Source organism: Streptomyces thermocarboxydus (assembly GCF_024760485.1).
Classification (GTDB): Bacteria; Actinomycetota; Actinomycetes; order Streptomycetales; family Streptomycetaceae; genus Streptomyces; species Streptomyces cellulosae.
The window spans coordinates 381790-400564 of record NZ_CP058273.1 but is presented as its reverse complement, the minus strand read 5'-3'; the positions used below and the strand labels follow the sequence as shown (position 1 = coordinate 400564).

Annotated in this window: 17 protein-coding genes; 7 read left to right on the top strand and 10 right to left on the bottom strand. The window is 75.5% G+C overall.

The window, feature by feature from the left end:
* Nucleotides 1-87: 87 nt before the first annotated feature.
* From AY578_RS01820 to AY578_RS01800, 5 genes are all read right to left on the bottom strand, one after another.
* The gene (locus AY578_RS01820) at nucleotides 88-1335 is read right to left on the bottom strand and encodes a glycosyltransferase (protein WP_258901796.1); all 1248 of its coding nucleotides are present in this window, start codon (nucleotides 1333-1335) and stop codon (nucleotides 88-90) included.
* Between the two features lie 142 nt (nucleotides 1336-1477).
* Nucleotides 1478-2539: a glycosyltransferase family 2 protein gene (locus AY578_RS01815; protein WP_019525594.1), complete on the bottom strand. Its 1062-nt coding sequence runs from the start codon at nucleotides 2537-2539 to the stop codon at nucleotides 1478-1480.
* Entirely contained in the window at nucleotides 2536-4206 is a 1671-nt protein-coding gene (locus AY578_RS01810; RefSeq protein ID WP_019525595.1) for a carbamoyltransferase family protein, read from the bottom strand. The genes AY578_RS01815 and AY578_RS01810 overlap by 4 nt, the downstream gene beginning before the upstream one ends.
* A 75-nt stretch (nucleotides 4207-4281) precedes the next feature.
* Entirely contained in the window at nucleotides 4282-5247 is a 966-nt protein-coding gene (locus AY578_RS01805; protein ID WP_026243937.1) for an NAD-dependent epimerase/dehydratase family protein, read from the bottom strand.
* 125 nt (nucleotides 5248-5372) lie between these two features.
* Nucleotides 5373-5867 (bottom strand): hypothetical protein, encoded by a 495-nt coding sequence (locus AY578_RS01800; protein ID WP_037778853.1) that lies wholly within the window; start codon nucleotides 5865-5867, stop codon nucleotides 5373-5375.
* Between the two features lie 155 nt (nucleotides 5868-6022).
* Between AY578_RS01800 and AY578_RS01795 the strand changes: the two genes are divergently transcribed.
* The 6 genes from AY578_RS01795 (at nucleotide 6023) to AY578_RS01770 (ending at nucleotide 11360) form a co-directional block, all read left to right on the top strand.
* Nucleotides 6023-7270 (top strand): cytochrome P450, encoded by a 1248-nt coding sequence (locus AY578_RS01795; protein ID WP_019525598.1) that lies wholly within the window; start codon nucleotides 6023-6025, stop codon nucleotides 7268-7270.
* 142 nt (nucleotides 7271-7412) lie between these two features.
* Nucleotides 7413-7598: a hypothetical protein gene (locus AY578_RS01790; RefSeq protein ID WP_019525599.1), complete on the top strand. Its 186-nt coding sequence runs from the start codon at nucleotides 7413-7415 to the stop codon at nucleotides 7596-7598.
* A 21-nt stretch (nucleotides 7599-7619) separates the two neighbouring features.
* Complete coding sequence (locus tag AY578_RS01785) at nucleotides 7620-8312, top strand: hypothetical protein (protein WP_258901788.1); 693 nt, start codon at nucleotides 7620-7622, stop codon at nucleotides 8310-8312.
* Nucleotides 8309-9328: a DUF6895 family protein gene (locus tag AY578_RS01780; protein ID WP_370879110.1), complete on the top strand. Its 1020-nt coding sequence runs from the start codon at nucleotides 8309-8311 to the stop codon at nucleotides 9326-9328. Before AY578_RS01785 ends, AY578_RS01780 begins: the two co-directional genes overlap by 4 nt.
* On the top strand, nucleotides 9325-10245 hold the full coding sequence (locus AY578_RS01775) for a DUF6895 family protein (RefSeq protein WP_210638373.1): 921 nt from the start codon (nucleotides 9325-9327) through the stop codon (nucleotides 10243-10245). The genes AY578_RS01780 and AY578_RS01775 overlap by 4 nt, the downstream gene beginning before the upstream one ends.
* The gene (locus tag AY578_RS01770; RefSeq protein ID WP_258901786.1) at nucleotides 10242-11360 is read left to right on the top strand and encodes a serine hydrolase domain-containing protein; all 1119 of its coding nucleotides are present in this window, start codon (nucleotides 10242-10244) and stop codon (nucleotides 11358-11360) included. The genes AY578_RS01775 and AY578_RS01770 overlap by 4 nt, the downstream gene beginning before the upstream one ends.
* Before the next feature lie 36 nt (nucleotides 11361-11396).
* On the opposite strand, the gene AY578_RS01765 is transcribed toward AY578_RS01770, so the two are convergent.
* From AY578_RS01765 to AY578_RS01745, 5 genes are all read right to left on the bottom strand, one after another.
* Nucleotides 11397-12767: a trypsin-like serine protease gene (locus AY578_RS01765; protein ID WP_258901784.1), complete on the bottom strand. Its 1371-nt coding sequence runs from the start codon at nucleotides 12765-12767 to the stop codon at nucleotides 11397-11399.
* A gap of 163 nt (nucleotides 12768-12930) precedes the next feature.
* On the bottom strand, nucleotides 12931-14598 hold the full coding sequence (locus AY578_RS01760; protein ID WP_258901783.1) for an alkaline phosphatase D family protein: 1668 nt from the start codon (nucleotides 14596-14598) through the stop codon (nucleotides 12931-12933).
* 210 nt (nucleotides 14599-14808) lie between these two features.
* Nucleotides 14809-15558: a metallophosphoesterase family protein gene (locus AY578_RS01755; protein WP_019525606.1), complete on the bottom strand. Its 750-nt coding sequence runs from the start codon at nucleotides 15556-15558 to the stop codon at nucleotides 14809-14811.
* Nucleotides 15555-15812 (bottom strand): BON domain-containing protein, encoded by a 258-nt coding sequence (locus AY578_RS01750; protein WP_028958777.1) that lies wholly within the window; start codon nucleotides 15810-15812, stop codon nucleotides 15555-15557. The genes AY578_RS01755 and AY578_RS01750 overlap by 4 nt, the downstream gene beginning before the upstream one ends.
* Complete coding sequence (locus AY578_RS01745) at nucleotides 15809-16492, bottom strand: nucleotidyltransferase family protein (RefSeq protein ID WP_136239604.1); 684 nt, start codon at nucleotides 16490-16492, stop codon at nucleotides 15809-15811. Before AY578_RS01745 ends, AY578_RS01750 begins: the two co-directional genes overlap by 4 nt.
* 641 nt (nucleotides 16493-17133) lie before the next feature.
* On the opposite strand from AY578_RS01745, the gene AY578_RS01740 reads away from it, so the two are divergent.
* Entirely contained in the window at nucleotides 17134-17685 is a 552-nt protein-coding gene (locus tag AY578_RS01740) for a hypothetical protein (RefSeq protein ID WP_258901781.1), read from the top strand.
* Nucleotides 17686-18775 lie beyond the last annotated feature (1090 nt).

Sequence of the window (18775 nt, the reverse complement as noted above, 5' to 3'; positions counted from 1 at the left end):
CCGGGCGCGCCGCCCTCCGGGGACGGCGACGGCGCCCGCACCTCCTTCCAACGTCGGACGTCTGCGGCCCGTGTGCGGGCCTGGGGTTCAGCCGGTCCTGGTCACGGCCGGCTCGCTGTCGAGGACCTCGCAGTACGCCGCCTCCGTGGCGGCGGCGATCCGAGGCCACCCGTAGCGGGCGAGCACCCGGCGGCGGCCCGCCGTCCCGCAGGCCTCGCGGCCGGCCGGGTCGGCGAGCAGGCTCGCCACGGCGGCGGCCAGCGCCTCGGGGTCGCCGGGCGGCACGAGCCGTCCGGTGGCCGGGTCGGCGACGGTGTCGAGCTGGCCGCCGACCGCGCTGGCCACCACGGGACGGCCGCAGGCCATGGCCTCCAGCGGGACGATGCCGAAGGGCTCGTAGTCGGCGGGACAGAGCACCACGTCGGCGGAGCGCAGCAGCGCCGGCACGCGCTCGGCGTCCACCCCGCCCAGGAACCGCACCCGGTCGACGACCCCCGCGTCCCGCGCCACCGCGCGCAGCCGGCGCACCTCCGGGTCGTCGTCGAGTCGCTCCGCCGGGGGCCCGCCGGCCACCAGCAGTTCGGTCCCGGGCAGCAGGGCCAGCGCGGCCACCGACACGGCGGCCCCCTTGCGCGGCACCAGCCGTCCCAGCTGCACCAGCCGGTGGCGGTACGGGCCGCGCGCCCAGCGCGGGCCCGCCGGGGTGAAGCGTGCGGTGTCCACGCCGCACGGCACGACGCCGATCCGGTCCGCGGGCACGCCCATCCGGACCAGCTCCGCGACCTCGTCACGGCAGGTGGCGACGACCCGGTCGCAGCCGAGCCCCACCTCGATCTCGCAGCCGATCCGCTCCGGCGGGCTGGTGTCGGCGGCGCCCTGGTGGCGGCGCTTCACCGTGCCCAGCGCGTGGTAGGTGTGCAGCAGCGGCAGGCCCACCTCCCGGGCCGCGCCGAGCGAGGCCAGTCCGGACATCCAGTAGTGGGAGTGCACCACGTCCGGGGTGCGGGCCCGCCACTCCCGGACGAGCACGCGCGCGAACGCGTCCATGTACGGCAGCAGCCGGTCCTTGGGCACCGGTTCGGGGGGTCCGGCGGTGACGTGGTGGACCTCCACGCGCTCGCCGATCCGCACCCGGTCCGGCAGATCGGGCGCGTCGCGGCGGGTGTGCACCGTGACGCGGTGTCCGCGGCCGGCGAGCGCCGTGGCCAGGGCGGCGACGTGGACGTTCTGGCCTCCGGAGTCCCCCCCGCCGAGCGCGGCGAGGGGACTCGCGTGCTCCGAGACGAGCGCGATCGACAGCACGCCCGGGGGGACAGGGGCGAGGTCCGCGGTCATGGGCTCACCTCCGTGATCGGTCGCGGCCGGGGTGCGGACACCGCCGTCCGGGGATCGGGTTCCGGCCGCGGCTGCGGCCGGGAGCGTGCGCGGGGCGCCCGCCGGGGCCCGTCGCGGGCCGGGGGCGGGCAGGTCCGCCGGTTCATGTCGGCATCCGTTCGCCGGCCGGGGCCGCCGCGGAGGGCGACGGGGGCTCGGCCCGGTGGCGGTGGGCGGGCGTGGCGCGGTGCCGCACCTGTCCGCGCAGCCAGTGCCAGGCGGCGGCCGGCGGGACGAGCGCGCTGGTGAGGGCCATGGTGACGACCTCGTCCCGGGTGCGCGGACCCGGGAGGATACGGGCCAGGGCGAACTCGGCGGTCCCCGCGAGCCACCCGCAGGCGCAGACCGCCGCGGCGCGCGGGCGTCCGGTGAGCGCGCACACCGCCGCCGCGAGCCCGGCCGACGTCACCGCCAGGTGCAGGGGGAGACGGCCCCGGGGCGCCCCGGCCCGCCGCCACCAGTCCCGCCCGTGCAGCCGGGTCATCAGCACGTCGTCCGCGTTGCCCGCCTGGAGCCGCACGGAGACCCACCGGTCGGCGGGACGCACCGGGTGCGTGGTCGTACGGCGCCCCTCCGCCAGCGTCCAGCCGGCGTCGAGCACCCGCAGCGCCAGGTCCGCGTCCTCCCGGAAGGCCCGGCGGAACCGCTCGTCGAAGCCGCCCACGGCCTCCAGCGCCTTGCGCCGGTACGCCATGTCGGCGGTGATCCAGCGCGCTTCGGCCAGGCCCGCCACATTGCGTTCCCAGTCGGTGGGCGCCCGGTCCACGGGCAGCGGCACCTCGACGCGGGCGGTGGTCCCGGCGGTCGCCACGCTCGCCCCGGCGAGGTCGAGCGCGAGATCGTCGGCCCACGTGGGCCCCGGCACCACGTCGTCGTCGAGGAACACGATCCACGGCGCGTCCCCGGCGGCACGCCATCCGGCGTTGCGGGCGGCGGCCGGGCCGCGCGCCCCGCCGTGCACCACGACGGTCCGGGACCGCAGGGCAGGGGGAACGGACGCGGTGAGCGGCACGGCGGGGTCCCGGCGGTCGTCCACCAGCACGACCCGCACCGGACGCGGCCCCTCCGACTCGGCCAGCGCCCGCAGGCACGCCGCGAGCGACGGGCGGCCCAGAGTCGGCACCACCACCGCGTACTCCCCGGCGGGAGCGGCGGGCCCGGTCATCGCGCCACCTCCTCGCCGCCGTCGCCGGTGCGGAACAGCGCGCCGCGCCGCACCGCGTAGGGGCCGATGGCCAGCAGGTCCACCGGGGAGGAGCCGAAGCACTCCAGAGCGTCGCGCGGGTCGTCGACCATGGGGCGGCCCGCCGTGTTGAGGCTGGTGTTGACGACGACGGGCAGCCCGGTCAGCCGCTCGAACTCGCGGAGCATCCGCGCCAGCAGCGGCTGACGCTCCGGGTCGACCGTCTGGATGCGGGCGGTGCCGTCGACGTGCACCACGGCGGGCACGCGGTCCCGCCAGGCGGGCGCCACGTCGTGCACGAACAGCATGTACGGGCTGGGCAGCGGCCCGTCGAAGATCTCCGCCGCCCGGTCGGCGAGCACCATGGGCGCGACCGGCCGGAACTGCTCGCGGCCCTTCACGTCGTTGAGCCGCTCCAGGTTCCCCGCATGCCCGGGGTGGGCGAGCAGCGACCGGTGGCCGAGCGCCCGGGGGCCGTACTCGCTGCGTCCCTGGAACCAGGCCACGATGCCGTTGTCGGCGAGCGTCCGGGCCACGGTGACGGCGATGTCCTCGGGCTTCTCGCAGGGCACGGCGGCCGTCTTCAGCCACGCGCCCAGCTCCGCGTCGGACCAGTCCCGGCCCAGGTCGGCGCCGGTCATCGGCTCGGGCGCGTCCCCGGCCCCGGCGGACACCAGCAGCGCGCCGCCGAGCGCCGTCCCCGCGTCGCCGGCCGCCGGCTGCACCCACACCCGGGAGAACGGACCCTCCCGCGCGATACGGGAGTTGGCGACGCAGTTCAGCGCCACGCCCCCGGCGAGGGTGAGCACCGTGTCGTGGGTACGACCGTGCAGCCAGCGCACCAGGTCCAGCAGCGTCTCCTCCAGCACGGCCTGCGCGCTCGCGGCGACGTCGGCGTGGTCCTGCGTCCACGGCTCGTCCGGGCCGCGCGGCGCGCACAGCTCCGCCCAGGGCACCCCGGCCGCGTGGAAGCCGCCGTCGCCCGTCGGGTACACGTACCGGCGCAGCTCGGGCAGCATGCGCGGGGTGCCATGGGAGGCGAGCGCCATCACCTTGAACTCGTCGGAGGAGCGCAGGAAGCCGAGGTGCTCGGTGAGCTCCTCGTAGACCAGGCCCAGGGAGTGGGGCAGGTCCTGGGCGCGCAGCGGTTCGAGACGGCCGCCGGTGAGGCGCGCGGCCAGGTGGGAGGCGCGTTCACCGCGGCCGTCCAGCACCAGCACGGAGCAGCTGCCGGCGTCGGGGGCGGCGTACGCGCCGGACGCGGCGTGCGCCATGTGGTGCGGGACGAACCGCACGGTCTCCGGGTCGAGTCCGGGCAGCGCGGTGCTCAGGAAGCCGGGGGCCTCCCGCGCGTAGGTGAGACGCAGATGGTCCCAGGGGTCGTCGAGGCCCATCGCGTCGGCGGGGCGGGCGAGGGCGGGGTCGAAGGAGTAGGCGACCGCGTCGAGGTCCTGAGGGCGCAGCCCGGCCCGCTTCAGGCACCAGGCGGCGGCCTGCTCGGGCAGCTCCCAGGCGGAGAAGGGCAGCGGCCGTTTGCCGTGCTTGCGCCGGGAGAACCGCTCCTCCTCCGCGGCGGCGACGGTACGGCCGTCGATCACCAGGGCGGCCGCGGGGTCGTGGAACAGGGCGTTGATGCCGAGGATGCGCATGGCGGACGGACCTTTCGCGAGGGGGCGGCGGCCGGATCGGCCGCCCGGTCCTTCAGGCCGGCGGGGGCGGGCCGCTCAGCCGCGGGCCGCTTCGGCGCGGAAGAAGTCGATCGTGCGGCGCAGGCCCTCCTCGGCGCCCACCCGCGGCTCCCAGCCGAGCTTGTCGCGGGCCAGCGTGATGTCGGGGCAGCGCACGGCCGGGTCGTCCACGGGGCGCTCGATGTAGCGCACCTCGGACGAGGAGCCGGCGAGGGCCACCACCAGGCGGGCCAGCGCGAGCATGCTGATCTCGGAGGGGTTGCCGATGTTGACGGGGCCGCGCAGACCGTGCGCGGCCGCCGCGAGGATGCCCGCGACGGTGTCGTCGACGTAGCACAGCGAACGGGTCTGGCGGCCGTCGCCGGTCACGGTGAGCGGCTCACCGGCCAGCGCCTGGCGCACGAAGGTGGGCACCGCCCGGCCGTCGTGGCCGCGCATGCCGGGACCGTACGTGTTGAACAGCCGCACGATGCAGGTGTCCGTGCCGTACGTCTCCGCGTGCGCGGTGGTCAGGGCCTCGCCGAACCGCTTGGCCTCGTCGTACACGCTGCGCGGGCCGACCGGGTTGACGTTGCCCCAGTACCGCTCGTCCTGCGGGTTCTGCTGGGGGTCGCCGTACACCTCCGACGTCGACGCCAGGACGAAGCGCGCCTCGGACTCGTGGGCGAGGGTCAGGGCGTTGCGGGTGCCGGCGCTGCCGGTGTCCATGGTGTGCAGCGGCAGCCGCAGATAGTCCGCGGGAGAGGCGGGGGAGGCGAAGTGCAGCACCAGGTCGGGCCGCCGGCGTACCGGCAGCTCCTGCGCCACGTTCGCCTGCACCAGGGTGAACCCCGGCCGGTCGAGCAGCGGGGCGACGTTCTCGGGCCGTCCGGTACTGAGATCGTCCACGCAGGTCACGGCCGCGCCCGCGTCGAGCAGGGCCTTGCACAGATGGGAGCCGACGAACCCGGCGCCGCCGGTCACGACGGCGTGCTCCCACTTCCGGGATATGGGACTACTCATGCCCCACACCTTCACCCGCACGGCGGCGGACGGCACGGTCGCTGGTGCGGTCGGGTGAACCACGGTGAGTGACCGTCCGGTCCGCGGATCGCCTTCGCGGACCGGCCGGCGAGGAGATCAGGCGCTCACGCCGCCAGTGCCGGCCCCTCTTCCAGGCGCGCCAGCAGCGACTCGCGGTGGAGCGCGGCCACCGGGGTCAGCAGGTCCGGGTGGCGGAGGAGCGCCGCGGCCCTGGTGTCCGTGGGGTCGGGGGAGACGAGGCGGCGGTACTCGCCGTGGCCGGGGCCGAGCGCGGCCACCGCCCTGGCGGCCAGGTCCGTGTCGGACAGCAGGCAGGCCGCCCAGCTCGCCACGACTTCGTCGACCCAGGTGCGCCACGGCTCCGCGCCGAGCCCTTCCGCGCCGGTGATCCCGTCGAGCCGGGCCGCGCCTCCGGGGCCGGCGAGTCCGACCAGTTCCGCGTCCATCGCCGTCGGGTAACGGAGCCGGGCCGCGACGGCGGCCGCCTGGCGGGCCTGGATCTCGCAGAGGGCGGCGGACAGGGGGCCGCCGGACGCGGGGAAGGAGCGGGTCAGCCACTGCGCGGTGGCCGCTGTCACGGAGGGGAGGTGGCCTGGCACGGGATCTCCGTCCGCATCGGGGGGACCGGGAGGACGTCAGCACCGTAGACGCCGCCGCGCCGTCCCCGGCGTGACCCGGGTCTCGATCCGCCCGTGGTCTCCGCCACGCCCGTTCCGCCGAGTGTCCGGGGAGACACCGAGGGCACCCGCCCGCCATGGACGTACTCAGCCGCCCTCTGATCGACCGCACCCTGCCGCTCCTCGCCGAGGGCTACGCCTGGCTCCCCAACCGGATGCGCGACGCCTCCGGCTCCGTGGTCCGCACCCGGATCATGGGCCGCCCCGCCCTCGCCCTGCGCGGACCGGAGGCGGTCCGCTTCTTCTACGACGAACGGAACGTGCACCGGCACCGCGCCGTCCCCGAGCCGGTTCTCGGCACCCTCTTCGGCCACGGCGCCGTGCACACCCTGGACGGCGCCGCCCACCGCGCCCGCAAGGAGCTGTTCCTGCCGCTGCTGGAACCGGCCGCCGTGGCGGGACTCGCCGAGCACGTCTCCGGCGCCTGGGACGAGGCGGTGCCGGAATGGGGCCGCCGCGCCTCGGTCGTGCTGTTCGACGAGGCGGCGACCGTCCTCACGCGAGGCGTCCACCGCTGGGCCGGCGTGCCGCTGGACGGCGCCGGCGCCGGGGCGGCCGCGCGGGACATGACCGCGATGGTGGACGGCTTCGCCACCGCGGGACCGCGCCATCTGCGGGCCCGCCGCGCCCGCGGACGCCAGGAGGAGCGGCTGGCGCGCCTGGTCCGCGACGTCCGCACCGGTACGGTCACCGCGCCCGCCGGCTCGGTGCTGGAGCGGGTGTGCGGGCACCGCGACCTGAACGGCGAGCCGCTGGACGAGAAGACCGCCGCCGTCGAGCTGCTCAACGTGCTGCGCCCGACCACCGCCCTCGCCTGGTTCGTCGCCTTCGCCGCGCACGCCCTGCACCGTTGGCCGGAGAGCCGGGCCCCGCTCGCGCAGGGGGACGTGGCGTTCCGGACGGCGTTCGCGCACGAGGTGCGCCGCTTCTACCCGTTCGTGCCGTTCCTCGGCGGCCTCGCCGCCCGCGACCTGTTCTGGCGGGGTGCACGGGTGCCCGAAGGCGGCCTGGTGGTGCTCGACGTGTACGGCCAGAACCACGACGAGACGCTGTGGGGCGACCCCTACGCGTTCCGGCCGCGCCGCTTCCTCGAACGGTCCGTCGGACGCGACGAGCTGATCCCGCAGGGCGGCGGCGACCCGGCGACGGGCCACCGGTGCCCCGGAGAGGGCCTCACCGTCGGCCTGTTGGAGACCCTCACCGCGCAACTAGCTCGTATGGAGTACACCGTTCCGGACCAGAATCTGGCCATCTCCCTGCACCGCGTCCCCGCCCTCCCGCACAGCGGCGTCGTCCTTGCGGGCGTAGGGCGGCCCGCCGTATGACGGCTACCGCGCCCTGCACCCGTGTCCGCGGCGCATGTTGAAGAAGTGACGAAAGTAAGTAAGAGAAAAGTGGCGTTATTTGTCCGATTCGGGTGATTCTGAAACTGGAAGGTACTTCGCTACGCCTCAGGGAGATGGTGTTATGCGTACCGACGAGAAGGTCCAGGAAGTCACCGGAATCCAGGCCGCCGACATCGAAGCGGCACTCGACCCCGCCGAGGCCGAGGGGGTCTACCGCGACAGCCGGCAGGCCGCCGCCCTGGCGCTCCTGTCCGGCGCGACCAAGCTGCTGCTGTCGCCTCCGACCCCGCGCCCGAAGAAGGGCTGACGGATCGACGGGAGCAGTCGAATGGAGCAGTCAGGCACTTCGACCCGCTTGCAGGCCGCGGTGCAGGACCTCGCTTCCGGTGTGGTCTCCGCCCTTCGGGGCGGGGGCCACGCTCACGTGGTCCCCCCGGTGGGGACCGACGGGGAAGCCGGGGACCTGGCACTGGCCGCCGTACGCGTCCTGGGAGCGGACGCGCTGCTGCCGGGCCTCCTGTCGCGCACTCCGCCCGACCCGGCGGAGCTGGCCGTCTTCCGCAAGGCGGTCGAGGCGTACCCGCCCCGCGGGGACGCCGCGCCCACCGTGCGCTGGAGCCACTGGGTGATGGCCCGCACCCTGCGCCGCGCCGACCCCTCGTCCGCGGAACCGCCTCACGAGCCGGACACCGCGTGGCTGGACGGCGCGACCTGGCAGGTCCTCACCCATCAACTCGCCGTCCTGGCGCCCCTCGCACTGCCCGGCGAGGACTGCGCCGTGAGCCGCCTCGCGGCCGGCCGGCCCGTCGACGTCGCCCGCGGTTTCGTCCGTGCGGTGCGCCGCCGGGACTGGCGGCAGGCCGCCGGCGCCGGACGCTGGCTGACGCTGCTGCCCGGCGTGCCGGACACCGTCGGCCTGGACACCGGCCTGGACTTCGTGGAGCTGATGGGCGGACAGGACCCGCTCGTCGCCCTCCAGGTGCAGGCCGCCCGCCGGATGCGGACCGGAGCACGCGGGTGAGCGCGCCCGCCGACCCCCACCGCACCGACGGCACCCACCGCATCGCCGGCGCCCTGCGAGCCGCCGCCGCGGACGCCCTCGCCTGGACGGACTCGCGGCGCGCCGACTTCGCCCTGGGCGAGGACGCGCTGGCCTCCGACGGCGAGGTCGACCGCAGCTGGAAACCCCTCGGCGAGCTCGCCCAGGTCTGCGCGACCGTCGCCCGGCTCACCGAACCCGCCGACCCGCTGCACGCCCGCGCCCGCGGACTGCTCGACTTCGCCTGGCAGGAGACCCACGAGGGCGAGCTGTTCCTGCGTCTCCAGCGCCTGGAGCCGTTCGCCACCTATCCGTTGGAGGTGTACTCCGTCTTCGCCTCAGCCGGGCTGCGCCACCCCGCCTTCGAACAGGCGGGGGCCGTCGTGGCCCGCACCCGCGGCTGGCGGCTCACCGAACAGGACCCCACCCGGCGGCTCGGCGTGCTGCGCGCCGAGGAACGCTGCGGCATCCACCGCTTCGGGCAGACCCCGCCGGAACTGCCGCAGACCTGGCTCGGCGGACTGCCCGAGCCGTGGAGCTTCGGCCGCGACGCCGGATACGCCCTCACGCACGTCGTGTTCCACCTCGCCGACTGGGGACGCGACGCGTCCGCCCTGCCGCCGGACCTCGCCGTCTACCTCCGCGACTGGCTGCCGCCCTGGCTCGACACCTGCCTGGAGGCCGGATTGTGGGATCTCGCCGGCGAACTCCTCGCGGTGGCCGCCATCGCGGCCCGCACGACCGGCGAGGAGGTCCCCGCGGACGACTGGCGACGGCTGCTCGCCGCACGCGGCCCGTCCGGAGAAGTCCCTCTCAACGACCGGGATCTGGACGAGCTCGCCGCCGGCCCCCGCTCGGACGGCGACCGCTACTTTCTGCACCACTACCACTCCACCCTCATGGCCGTCTTCGCGGCGGTACTGGCCGTGACCCGCCCGGCCGGACGGGCCGCACCGGCCGCTGCGGGGCGGCCCGGCGGACAAGGAGCGCCGTCATGACCGACACCCGTCTCGTCCACACCGTCGGCGTCGACGCCATGGAATGGCTGTGGGCGCACCGCGACGGCTTCCGCCTCGAGACCGACGTGGACCCCGAAGTGGGTTTCCTGGAACGCTTCAAGCCGGTCGGCGAACTCGCCCTGGTCTGCAAGGTGCTGTTCCGCGAGGGCGTCGCCGGTTCCCGGCAGGCCGAGCTGGCCCGCCGCCTCCTCGACCACGTCTGGCGGGACACCCTGGACGGCGGCGCCATGCTGGTCCGCGGTCAGCACACCGAACCGGCCTCCCCGATCCCCTTCGAGGTGTACCTGCCGTTCCGTGAACTCGGCTACAGCCAGCCGGAGATCGAGCGCCACGCCGAGCTGAACGCCCGCCTCGACAGCTGGTTCGCCCTCGAGACCACCCCCACCCGGCGGCTCGGGCTGTCCGCGTTCCAGCGCCGCTTCGGCCTCACCCCCCGCCCGCCGGAGGCCGAGGCCCTGCGCTCCACCTGGCTGGCCCGCACCCCCGAACCGTGGACCGTCGAGGGCCACATCGCCTACGACATCACGCACTGCGTGTTCCATCTGACCGACTGGGGCGAGAACCCCGGCGGACTCCCCCCGGACATCGCCGAGTACCTGGCTACCTGGCTGCCCGCGTGGATCGACGACTGGCTGGACCTGCGCCGCTGGGACCTGCTCGGCGAACTCCTCGTGGTGGACGCCTGCCTGCCCCGCCCCACCCTTGACGAGACGGCCTGGCGCGCCTTCGCCGCCGCCCAGCAGCCCGACGGCGCCATGCCCGCCATCCGCGACATGCCCGAGGGCGACGAGGAGGCCGTATTCGACGTCGTCTACCACTCCACGCTGGTCGCGGCGTTCGCCTCGGTCCTGGCCACCTCCCGCGCCCTGACCGAGCTGGCGGGCGCCGCCACATGACGACGGCGTACCGCACCTCCTGGCCGGGCCCGCCGGCCGGCCGGGAGGACGAGCCCGCCCCGGACACCGCTGACGGCGACGGCGACTGGCCGCAGCGGCTGGCCGAGGCGGTCACCGCCGCCGACGCCCCCGACGCCGTCTTCGCGGTCTCCCGGCACGGCCGCCGCACGGTCGTCACCGGCGGAACCGGCCCGTCGCCGGGACGCCCCCGCGACCGGCTGCGCTACGAGATCGGCTCGGCCACCAAGGCGTACACCGGACTGCTCCTCGCACACCTGGTGGACAGCGGCCTGCTCACCGGAGGCGAACCCGCCGCCGCCCTCCTCGGCGCCCGCCGCCCGCCAGGACGCACCCCCGTCACCCTCGCCCACCTGATGACCCACACGGCCGGACTGCCCGCGCTCCCCGCCGGCTTCTACCCCCGCGCCCTGCCCGCCTGGCGCACCAACCCCTACGGCCGCTACCCCGACGCCCGCGTCGTCGACGCCTTCCTGCGCCACCGGTCCCGCCACCGCCCCGGCACCCGCTGGCACTACTCCAACTTCGGCGTCGCCGTCCTCGGCCACGCCCTCGGCGCGGCCACCGGAACCGACTGGCAGGACCTGCTCACCCGCCATCTGCTCGACCCCCTCGCCCTGCACGACACGGCCCCGCACCCCGCCTACGGGCTCGACGCCGTCGGCCACGGCAAGGACGGCACGGGGACACTGCCCGCCTTCGACGCGGGCGGCTTCCGGGCGGCCGGCGCGGTCCGCGCCACCCCGCACGACCTGCTCACCTTCCTCGAGGCCCACCTCGGCCCCGACCGCTGCCCGCCGCTGACCGGCGCCCTCCGCGCCGTCCGGACTCCGGTGCTGCGCCGGGGGTTCGGGCACCGGCACGTGCACACCGTCGCCTGGTTCCGGCATCCCACGGACGGCGGCCCGCTGTACTTCCACAGCGGGGCCACCCTCGGCCAGCAGGCGTTCCTCGGCTTCCGTCCCGACACGGGCACCGCGCTCGCCGCCGTCTGCACCCGCCGCTTCCGCTCGAACGACCCCTTCGTGTCCACTGCTTACGCGCTGCTCGCCGAACAGCCCCAGAGGAACGGAACGGCGCCGGCGGCGGTCCGCTGACCGCCGCCGGCGCCGGCGCCGTGTGCGAAGGGTGCGTCAGATCTTCTGCCAGAGCGCCGGCGTCCCCGCGGGCGCCCACGCGCCCTGCGCCTGGTGGGTCTGCAGGCACTGGTACATCACCCCGTCACGGGTGACGGTGGCGCCCGCCTCGTAGACCCGGCCGGCGGTCCACGCCTGGGCGCCGCCCTCCTGATCCGCGGGCGCGGTCTGCGCGGCCGCCGTGGCCAGGGTCAGCCCGTACTGGGAGAGGATCGGGTTGACCGGCTGGAAGTACGTGGTGCCGCCGCTGGTGCAGTTGCCGGAGCCGCCGGAGGTGACGCCCTGCGCCTGCGCGCCCGCGACGTACGGGCCGCCGGAGTCGCCCGGTTCCGCGCACACCGTCGTCCGGGTCAGCCCGTTGACCGTGCCCTCCGGGTAGCGGACGCTCGCGTTGTGCTGCTCGATCACCCCGCAGTGCCAGCCCGTGGTGGAGCCCGAGCGGCACACCGACGCCCCGACGAGCGCCTGCGCCGAGCCGGTCACCTGGACCTCCTGGCCGTCCGCCGCCTTCACGTCGGGCGTGGGCGTCCAGTTGCTCTGGGTCGCCACCCACGCCATGTCCCGCCCGGGGAACTCCGACGCCTGGAAGGTGCCCTGCGCGGTGCGGTCGTAGCCGGTGGTGGTCGCGCCCGCCCGGCCGCAGTGGCCGGCCGTCACGAAGCCGCCCTGACTGCCCTGGGTGACGGAGAAGCCGACGGAGCAGCGCGCCGAGTCGTTGATGTAGTACGCGTCGCCGCCGGTGATGTCCTGCAGCAGCCGCGGCCGGTCGGGCGCCAGACGGATGCCGACGTCCTCGCCCGCCACGCCCGCGGCCTCCACGAATGCGGTGCCCGCGGCCTGGTCGACGGCCTGCACCACGACCTGGTTCTTCACCACGTCGACGTACCAGACGGGCGTGTCGGCGGTGTTGACGCGGCCGGCCGCCGCGTCCAGCTTCTCCTTCGCCGCCTGGAGCGCCGCCAGGGGCCGCTCGACGACCTGCGCGGTGGCGCCCTCGGCCTGGATGGCCGCCACGTCCTTGGCGTCGGTGGTGGCCACCGTCAGCTCGTCGGCGGTCGTGCCCCGCAGCCAGGCGCCCGCGTACCGCTCGCCCAGGGAGTTGCGCAGCCGGCCGGCGCGGGTGCCCGCCTCGGCCTCGTTGACCAGGCGCTTCGACGCCTGCTCCTCGTTCAGTTTCAGGTCGCGCTGGAGGGCGCCGAGCAGGTGCGGGGAGGGCCGGTCGGCGCCGAGGGTCTGGGCCGCCCCGGGCGCGGGCCCCTGGGCGGGGGAGCCGTCGGCCGCCGCGGCGTAGGGGAGTCCGGCGAGGACGAGGGCGCCGAGCGCCACGAGCGCCGAGCGGCGCGCGGCCCGGGCGTGTCTGAGGACCATGCGGTACGTCTCCATTCGTTGGGGCGGCGTAGCTGTCGCGGAGACCGTTTCCTTGCCCGGTACACCCGACGGAATGTCAGGACACGCCGGAATTCGCACGTTCGATACGACGACGGACCCCGTGTGCAGTACGCCGGAGGGATCGGACGGGTGACGGGCGACGTCACACGGGCGTCAGGCCGGGCGCGCCGGCCTCCGTGACGAAGGAGGCCGCCGTCGACACGGCCGCGCCCGGGGTGGTCACGGCGGGCACGGTGCGGAAGTCGGCGCGGGCGTTCTCCCGGTTCAGCTCCATCCGCAGATAGCCGCGCCGCCCGTCGTAGAACCGCAGATGCGGGTTGGCCCTCATGTAGGTGTCCCAGTTGGCCGGACGCTGCGTCCCGTCGCGGCCGCTGGTGACGGAGGTGCAGGTGAGTTCCGTGCCGATGGTGGCGGAGGCGGGGTCGTCGAAGTCGTCCTTGATGTCGAAGGCGTACGCCACGTGCACGTCGCCGGTGAGCACCAGCCAGTTGTCGACGCCGGTCTGCTTCGCCCCGGCGACGAGCCGGCCGCGGCTCGCGCGGTAGCCGTCCCAGGCGTCCATGGACAGCTTGGCCTCCGCGTCGAGGTCCAGCCGGCGCTGGGAGAAGCACACCTGCTGCGGCATCACGTTCCACAGCGCGCCGGAGGACGCCCACCCGTCGAGCAGCCAGCGCTCCTGGGCGTCGCCGGTGAGGGTGCGCGCCGGGTCGTCCGACTCCGGCCCCGGCGCGTGCGGGACGTCGTCGTACGCCTGGTCGGAGCGGTACTGGCGGGTGTCGAGGACGTCGAACTGGGCGAGCGTGCCCCAGTGCAGCCGGCGGTACAGGCGGGCGTCGGGCCCGTCGGGGAGCTGTCCCGCGCGCAGGGGCTGGTTCTCCCAGTAGGCGCGGTAGGCGGCGGCGCGCCGGGCCAGGAAGAGTGCCGGGTCGCTGCCGTTCTCGTCGTGCTCGGCCGCGTAGTTGTTCTCCGTCTCGTGGTCGTCCCAGGTGACGACGAACGGGTGCGCGGCGTGCGCGGCCCGCAGGTCCGGGTCGCTCTTGTAGAGCGCGTACCGCATCCGGTAGTCCGCGAGGGTCATGGTCTCCCGGTTGAACACGGACGGCAGCACCCGGTCCGTGTAGTTCCGCGCGCCCCCGGCGGAGTTGACGGCGTACTCGTAGAGGTAGTCGCCGAGGTGGAGCACCACGTCGACGTCCTCCCGCGCCAGATGCCGGTACACGGTGTAGTAGCCGTCGTGGTACGCCTGGCAGGCGACCGCGGCCAGCCGCAGCCGCGTGACGTCGTCACCGACGGCGGGCGCGGTGCGGGTACGCCCGGCGGGGCTGATCCAGGCGCCGGTGCGGAAGCGGTAGTGGTACGTCGTCGCCGGGTCGAGCCCCCGTACGTCGGCGCGGACGCTGTGCGCGTACTCGGGGTGGGCGAGCGCGGTGCCGCTGCGCACCACCTGGGCGAAGGACGCGTCGAGCGCGACCTCCCAGGCCACCTCCACCTGCTGCTGCCCCAGACCGCCGTCCGGCGTGAACGGCGCCGGGGCGAGCCGGGTCCAGATCAGCACCGAGTCCGGCAGCGGGTCCCCGGAGGCCACGCCGAGGGTGAACGGGTCCTCGGTGATCCGGGCCGCCTCGAGCCGGGGCGCGGCGAACGCGCCGCGCGCGGGGAGACCGGTCGAGAAGGCGAGGGCGGCGGCTGCGCCGGTGACCGTCAGGAAGCGACGGCGTGACACATGGCGGGCGGCGGCGCGCAGTTCGGCGTCGTACGGGGTGGGGGCGAGCGCGGAGGCAGGTCGTCCGGTGCGGCCCGGCAGCGCCATGCGGTGTCCTCTCGTACGGGGTGGACGGCAGCCGCAGGCAAACGAGGCCGCGGACAGGACAATCTGCATGCTAAGCAGACAAAATGCTCGTCAGGTGTGTGCCGGAGGCGTGCCGTGCGGGGCGTTCACACAACAGGCGGTACGGAGAAGGGGGCGCACACGAAAGCGCCGCCGGTACGACCGACGGCGCTTCGGATGGCAGGGGACGGATCAGACGGCGTCGGCGCCCACCCGCTCGCGCAGCGGCAGATGGTAGACGTGGAAGGCCCGTCCGATCACCGGCTGGGCGACGTTGCGGACCTTGACGCCGCCGGTGGTCATGCCGTGCTCGCTGCCGGCGTGCGCGTGCCCGTGCACGGCGAGGTCGGCGCCGGCCGTGTCGATCGCCTCGGCCAGCAGATAGCTCCCCAGGAACGGATAGATCTCCGGCGGCTCTCCCGCCAGCGTCTCCGGCACGGGGGAGTAGTGGGTGAGGGCGATCCGCACGTCGCAGTCCTCCTGGGCCAGCCGCTCCAGCGCGGTGCGCAGACCGTCGGCGCAGCGGCGGGAGACCCGCACGAACTCCTTCATCACCGGCTCGCCGAACTCCCCGGCGCTCGCCCCCACGAACCCGCCGCCGAAGCCCTTGGTGCCGGCCACGCCGACGCGCGCGTCCCCGACGGCCAGGACCGTCGCCTCGCCCTCCAGGACGTGCGCGCCCGCGTCCCGCAGCAGCTCGGACACCTCGTCCTGACGGTCGTCGTGGTGGTCGTGGTTGCCCAGCACCGCCACCACCGGCACCCCGAGGCCGCGGATCTCGTCGGCGACCACCTGCGCCTCGTCCGTGGTGCCGTGCCGGGTGAGGTCCCCGGCCAGCAGCAGCAGGTCGGCGCACTCGGGCAACGTGTCGAAGGCGGGGCGCAGCACGCCCCGGGTGTCGGGCCCCATGTGGATGTCCCCGACGGCGGCGACCCGGATCATGACAGCTCCTCCGCGTGGTCGGGGGACGAGGACTCGCTCACCACGAGGTCGCAGTGCACGTCGAGCCCGCCGAGCTCCTCGCGCACCACCTCCAGCACCTCGTCCCGGCAGCGGGCCGACGGCACGGTCCCGGTGACCAGCACGGCCCCGCCGCGCACCTCGGCGTGCACACCGAGCTCGCCCAGCTCGCCGGAGGCGAGACGGTCCTGGAAGTGGGCGACGCGGTACTCGGGACCGGCGTCGTGGGTGTTCATGGGGTTTCCCTTCCACGGGCGGGTCGGATGACGTTCAGCCGTTCCAGCAGGAAGAAGAACGCGGCCGGCATGGGCGCGTCGCCGCAGTCGCGCCGCACCTGCTCCCAGTCGACCTTCTCGCGCAGGGCGCGGGCGATGGGCAGCACGGCTCCGAAGTCGCAGTGGTGCTCGGAGAACGCGGCGATCAGACCGGTGAGCAGGTCGGTCGGCGCGAGGACCGGCATCCTTACCGACTCCACGGGGAGCTCCTCCGCGCGGCGCAGCATCTCCTCCGAGACGGGGCGGTGCGCCAGCTCGAAGATGACATCGACGTCCTGCCCGAAGCAGGTCGCCTTGATCAGCCAGTCCTCGGGCGGGCTGTAGACGGTCAGCCCGGCGTCCCGCAGCGTGGCGGCGACCGGGGCCGCGTCCTCGGGCCGTACGCAGAAGTCCACGTCGTGCTGGAGGTTGCCGCTGCCGCCGTGGGCGTGCACGGCGACGCTGCCGGCCAGCGCGAAGAGATGCCCGCCCCGCTTCAGCACCGCGCCCACCTGCTTGGCCGCCTCCAGGATGGCCTGGTTACGGTCACGCGGCAGATCCGCCTCGTCGACGGCCCCGGCCGGCGGAACCTCCCCGGGCACCTCGGAAGCCAGACGGAGCCCTGGCCGCGCCCGAGCGGCACCCTCGCCGTTCTCCGCCATGCCGACTCCTTCCACCACACGGCGCCGTGCCCCTACCTGGTACCCGCCGCCCCCTTTCCAACACGGCCGAGGAGAACGCCCCAAAAGGGGCGCGGGGAACTGCGCGACAAGCCCCCACGGCCGGTCACCCGCCGACGAATCCGTTCCGGTGACCCGCGCCTTCGCGGGAACTGTGCGCTCCCCCCACGGTCGGTCACCCGTCGACGAATCCAATCCGGTGACCCGCCTTCGCGCAGGGGTGCGGGGAACTGTGCGCTCACCCCCCCGGCGGCCGGTCACCCGTCGACGAATCCGATCCGGTGACCCGCCTTCGCGCAGGGGTGCGGGGAACTGTGCGCTCACCCCCCACGGCCGGGCAGAGGCCGACGAATCCGATCCGGTGACCCGCCTCCGCGCAGGGGCGCGGGGAACTGCGCGCCCAACCCCCACAGCCCAACCCCCACAGTCCGGCACCCGCCGACGAACCCCGACCCGGCACACGCCGCCGCTCGAGGCACGCGGGGAACCGCGCGACAAACCCCACCCCCACCCCCGCCCCCGCGTTCGGACGCACCCAAGCAGCGCTTCCCCCGCTCACCCCTGACGATGAACCCGAACCCGTCCGTCCGAACGGACCCGCACGCCCGGTGCTGGAGGCCGACATGGAGCAGAAAACGACGCAGGCGCCGGAACTCCCGCAACCCCTGCGGACCGTCGCCTCCCACCTGAGCCGCCTTCCAGGCGCCGGCCACGTCGGCCGAGCCGCCGGCACCGCCCTCGACGCCCTCGGTGCGATCTCTCCCCGCGGCCGCCGCATCGCCGTCTACACCGGCGCCGGCATCCTCGGCGTCGCCGGCCTCGTCGAATGGCCCGTCGCCCTCACCGGCGCGGCGGTCGCCTGGCTGACCAAGCCGCGAACCGGAGAAGAAACCGGCGACGGACCACGGCCGGCCACCCCCAAGGAGGAGGCCTGGGCCGCGGCAACCCGCGAGGGCGTGGTCCCCGAGGCCGGCGCCCCCGCCCGCGACGACACGCACCGGACCCGTGACACCGGCCCCGGCGACCGCCTCACCCCCACCCGCCATCACCCGGCCCCCCGCGTCCAGCCCGCCAAGGTCGGCGACGAGGACACGGCGTCCGCGCTGAAGAAGGTCGCCGCGGCGACCGCGCACGACGACGACGGCCGGCCGGGCGACGCCCGCCGCTCCCACTGAGCCGGACACGGAACCCCATGCTGGCCCTGCTCGATGTAGCCCCCCTCGCCGGCGCCGTGGCGGGCGCCGCCGCCGGGATGGCCCGCGGAACCGTCCACGGCGTGACGTCCCTCCACGACACCACCCGGCGGCTGACGCACGTCGCCCGCAACGCCCTCGGCGCCGACCGCCACTGGCGGGCCGGTCACCGCGTGCACCTCGCGCTGCGCCACCCCGACGCGACCGTCGGCGCGCTCGCGCCCCTCGCCCGCAAGGCCGCCGCCGAGCTGCTGGAACACCCCGACGTGGTGGCCGCGTACTGGGACGAGGGGCTGGCCCGTCTCGTGGTGACGGCCGTGACCGACGCGGCCGCCGACCGCGTCGCCGAACGGGCCGTCACCGTCGCCGAGCGCCTCGGCCTCACCGAGGACGCCGGCCCCGAGCCGGAGACCGGGACCACGCACCCAGGCGACCCCCGAGAGGTGCGGGTCGCCGCCGCCGCGCTGCTGCTCGACGCCGCCGGAGCGACCGGCGCCCTGGCGGCCCGCTCGCTGCGTCTGCCGCGCAGCCCCAAGGCGGTCACGGCACTCGTCACCCTGCTCCGCGAGAACCCCCGCTTCCGCGCCCGGGTGCGCGAACGGTTCGGCGCCAGCGGCATGGAACTGCTGCTCGCCGCCGCCAACGCCGCAGCGCACGGCGCCGCCCAGTCCCCGGTGTCGCTGCTGCTCGACGGGCTGCTGCGCGCCGGGCAGCTCACCGAGGCGACGGCCCGCGCGGCCGCCTTCGAGGCGCTCCACGACGACGTGTGCCGCGAACGGCGCACCAGCGTCCCGCCCGCGCCGGGCATCCGCCCGCCCCTGCGGGTGACCCCGGCGCAGGCGTACGCGGCGAACGCCGGAACCGGCAGCGTCGCCGGGGCCGCCGCCACCCTCCTCGTCACCCACGACGCCGGCGAGGCCGCCGAGGCCGTCCTCGCGGGATCACCGAAGGCCGCGCGCTACGGCCCCGCCGCCTTCAACTCCGTCCTGGGCGCCGAACTCGCCCGCACCGGCGTGCTGGTGCGCGGCGGGGACCGACTGCGCCAGCTGGAGATCGCCGACTCGCTCGTGCT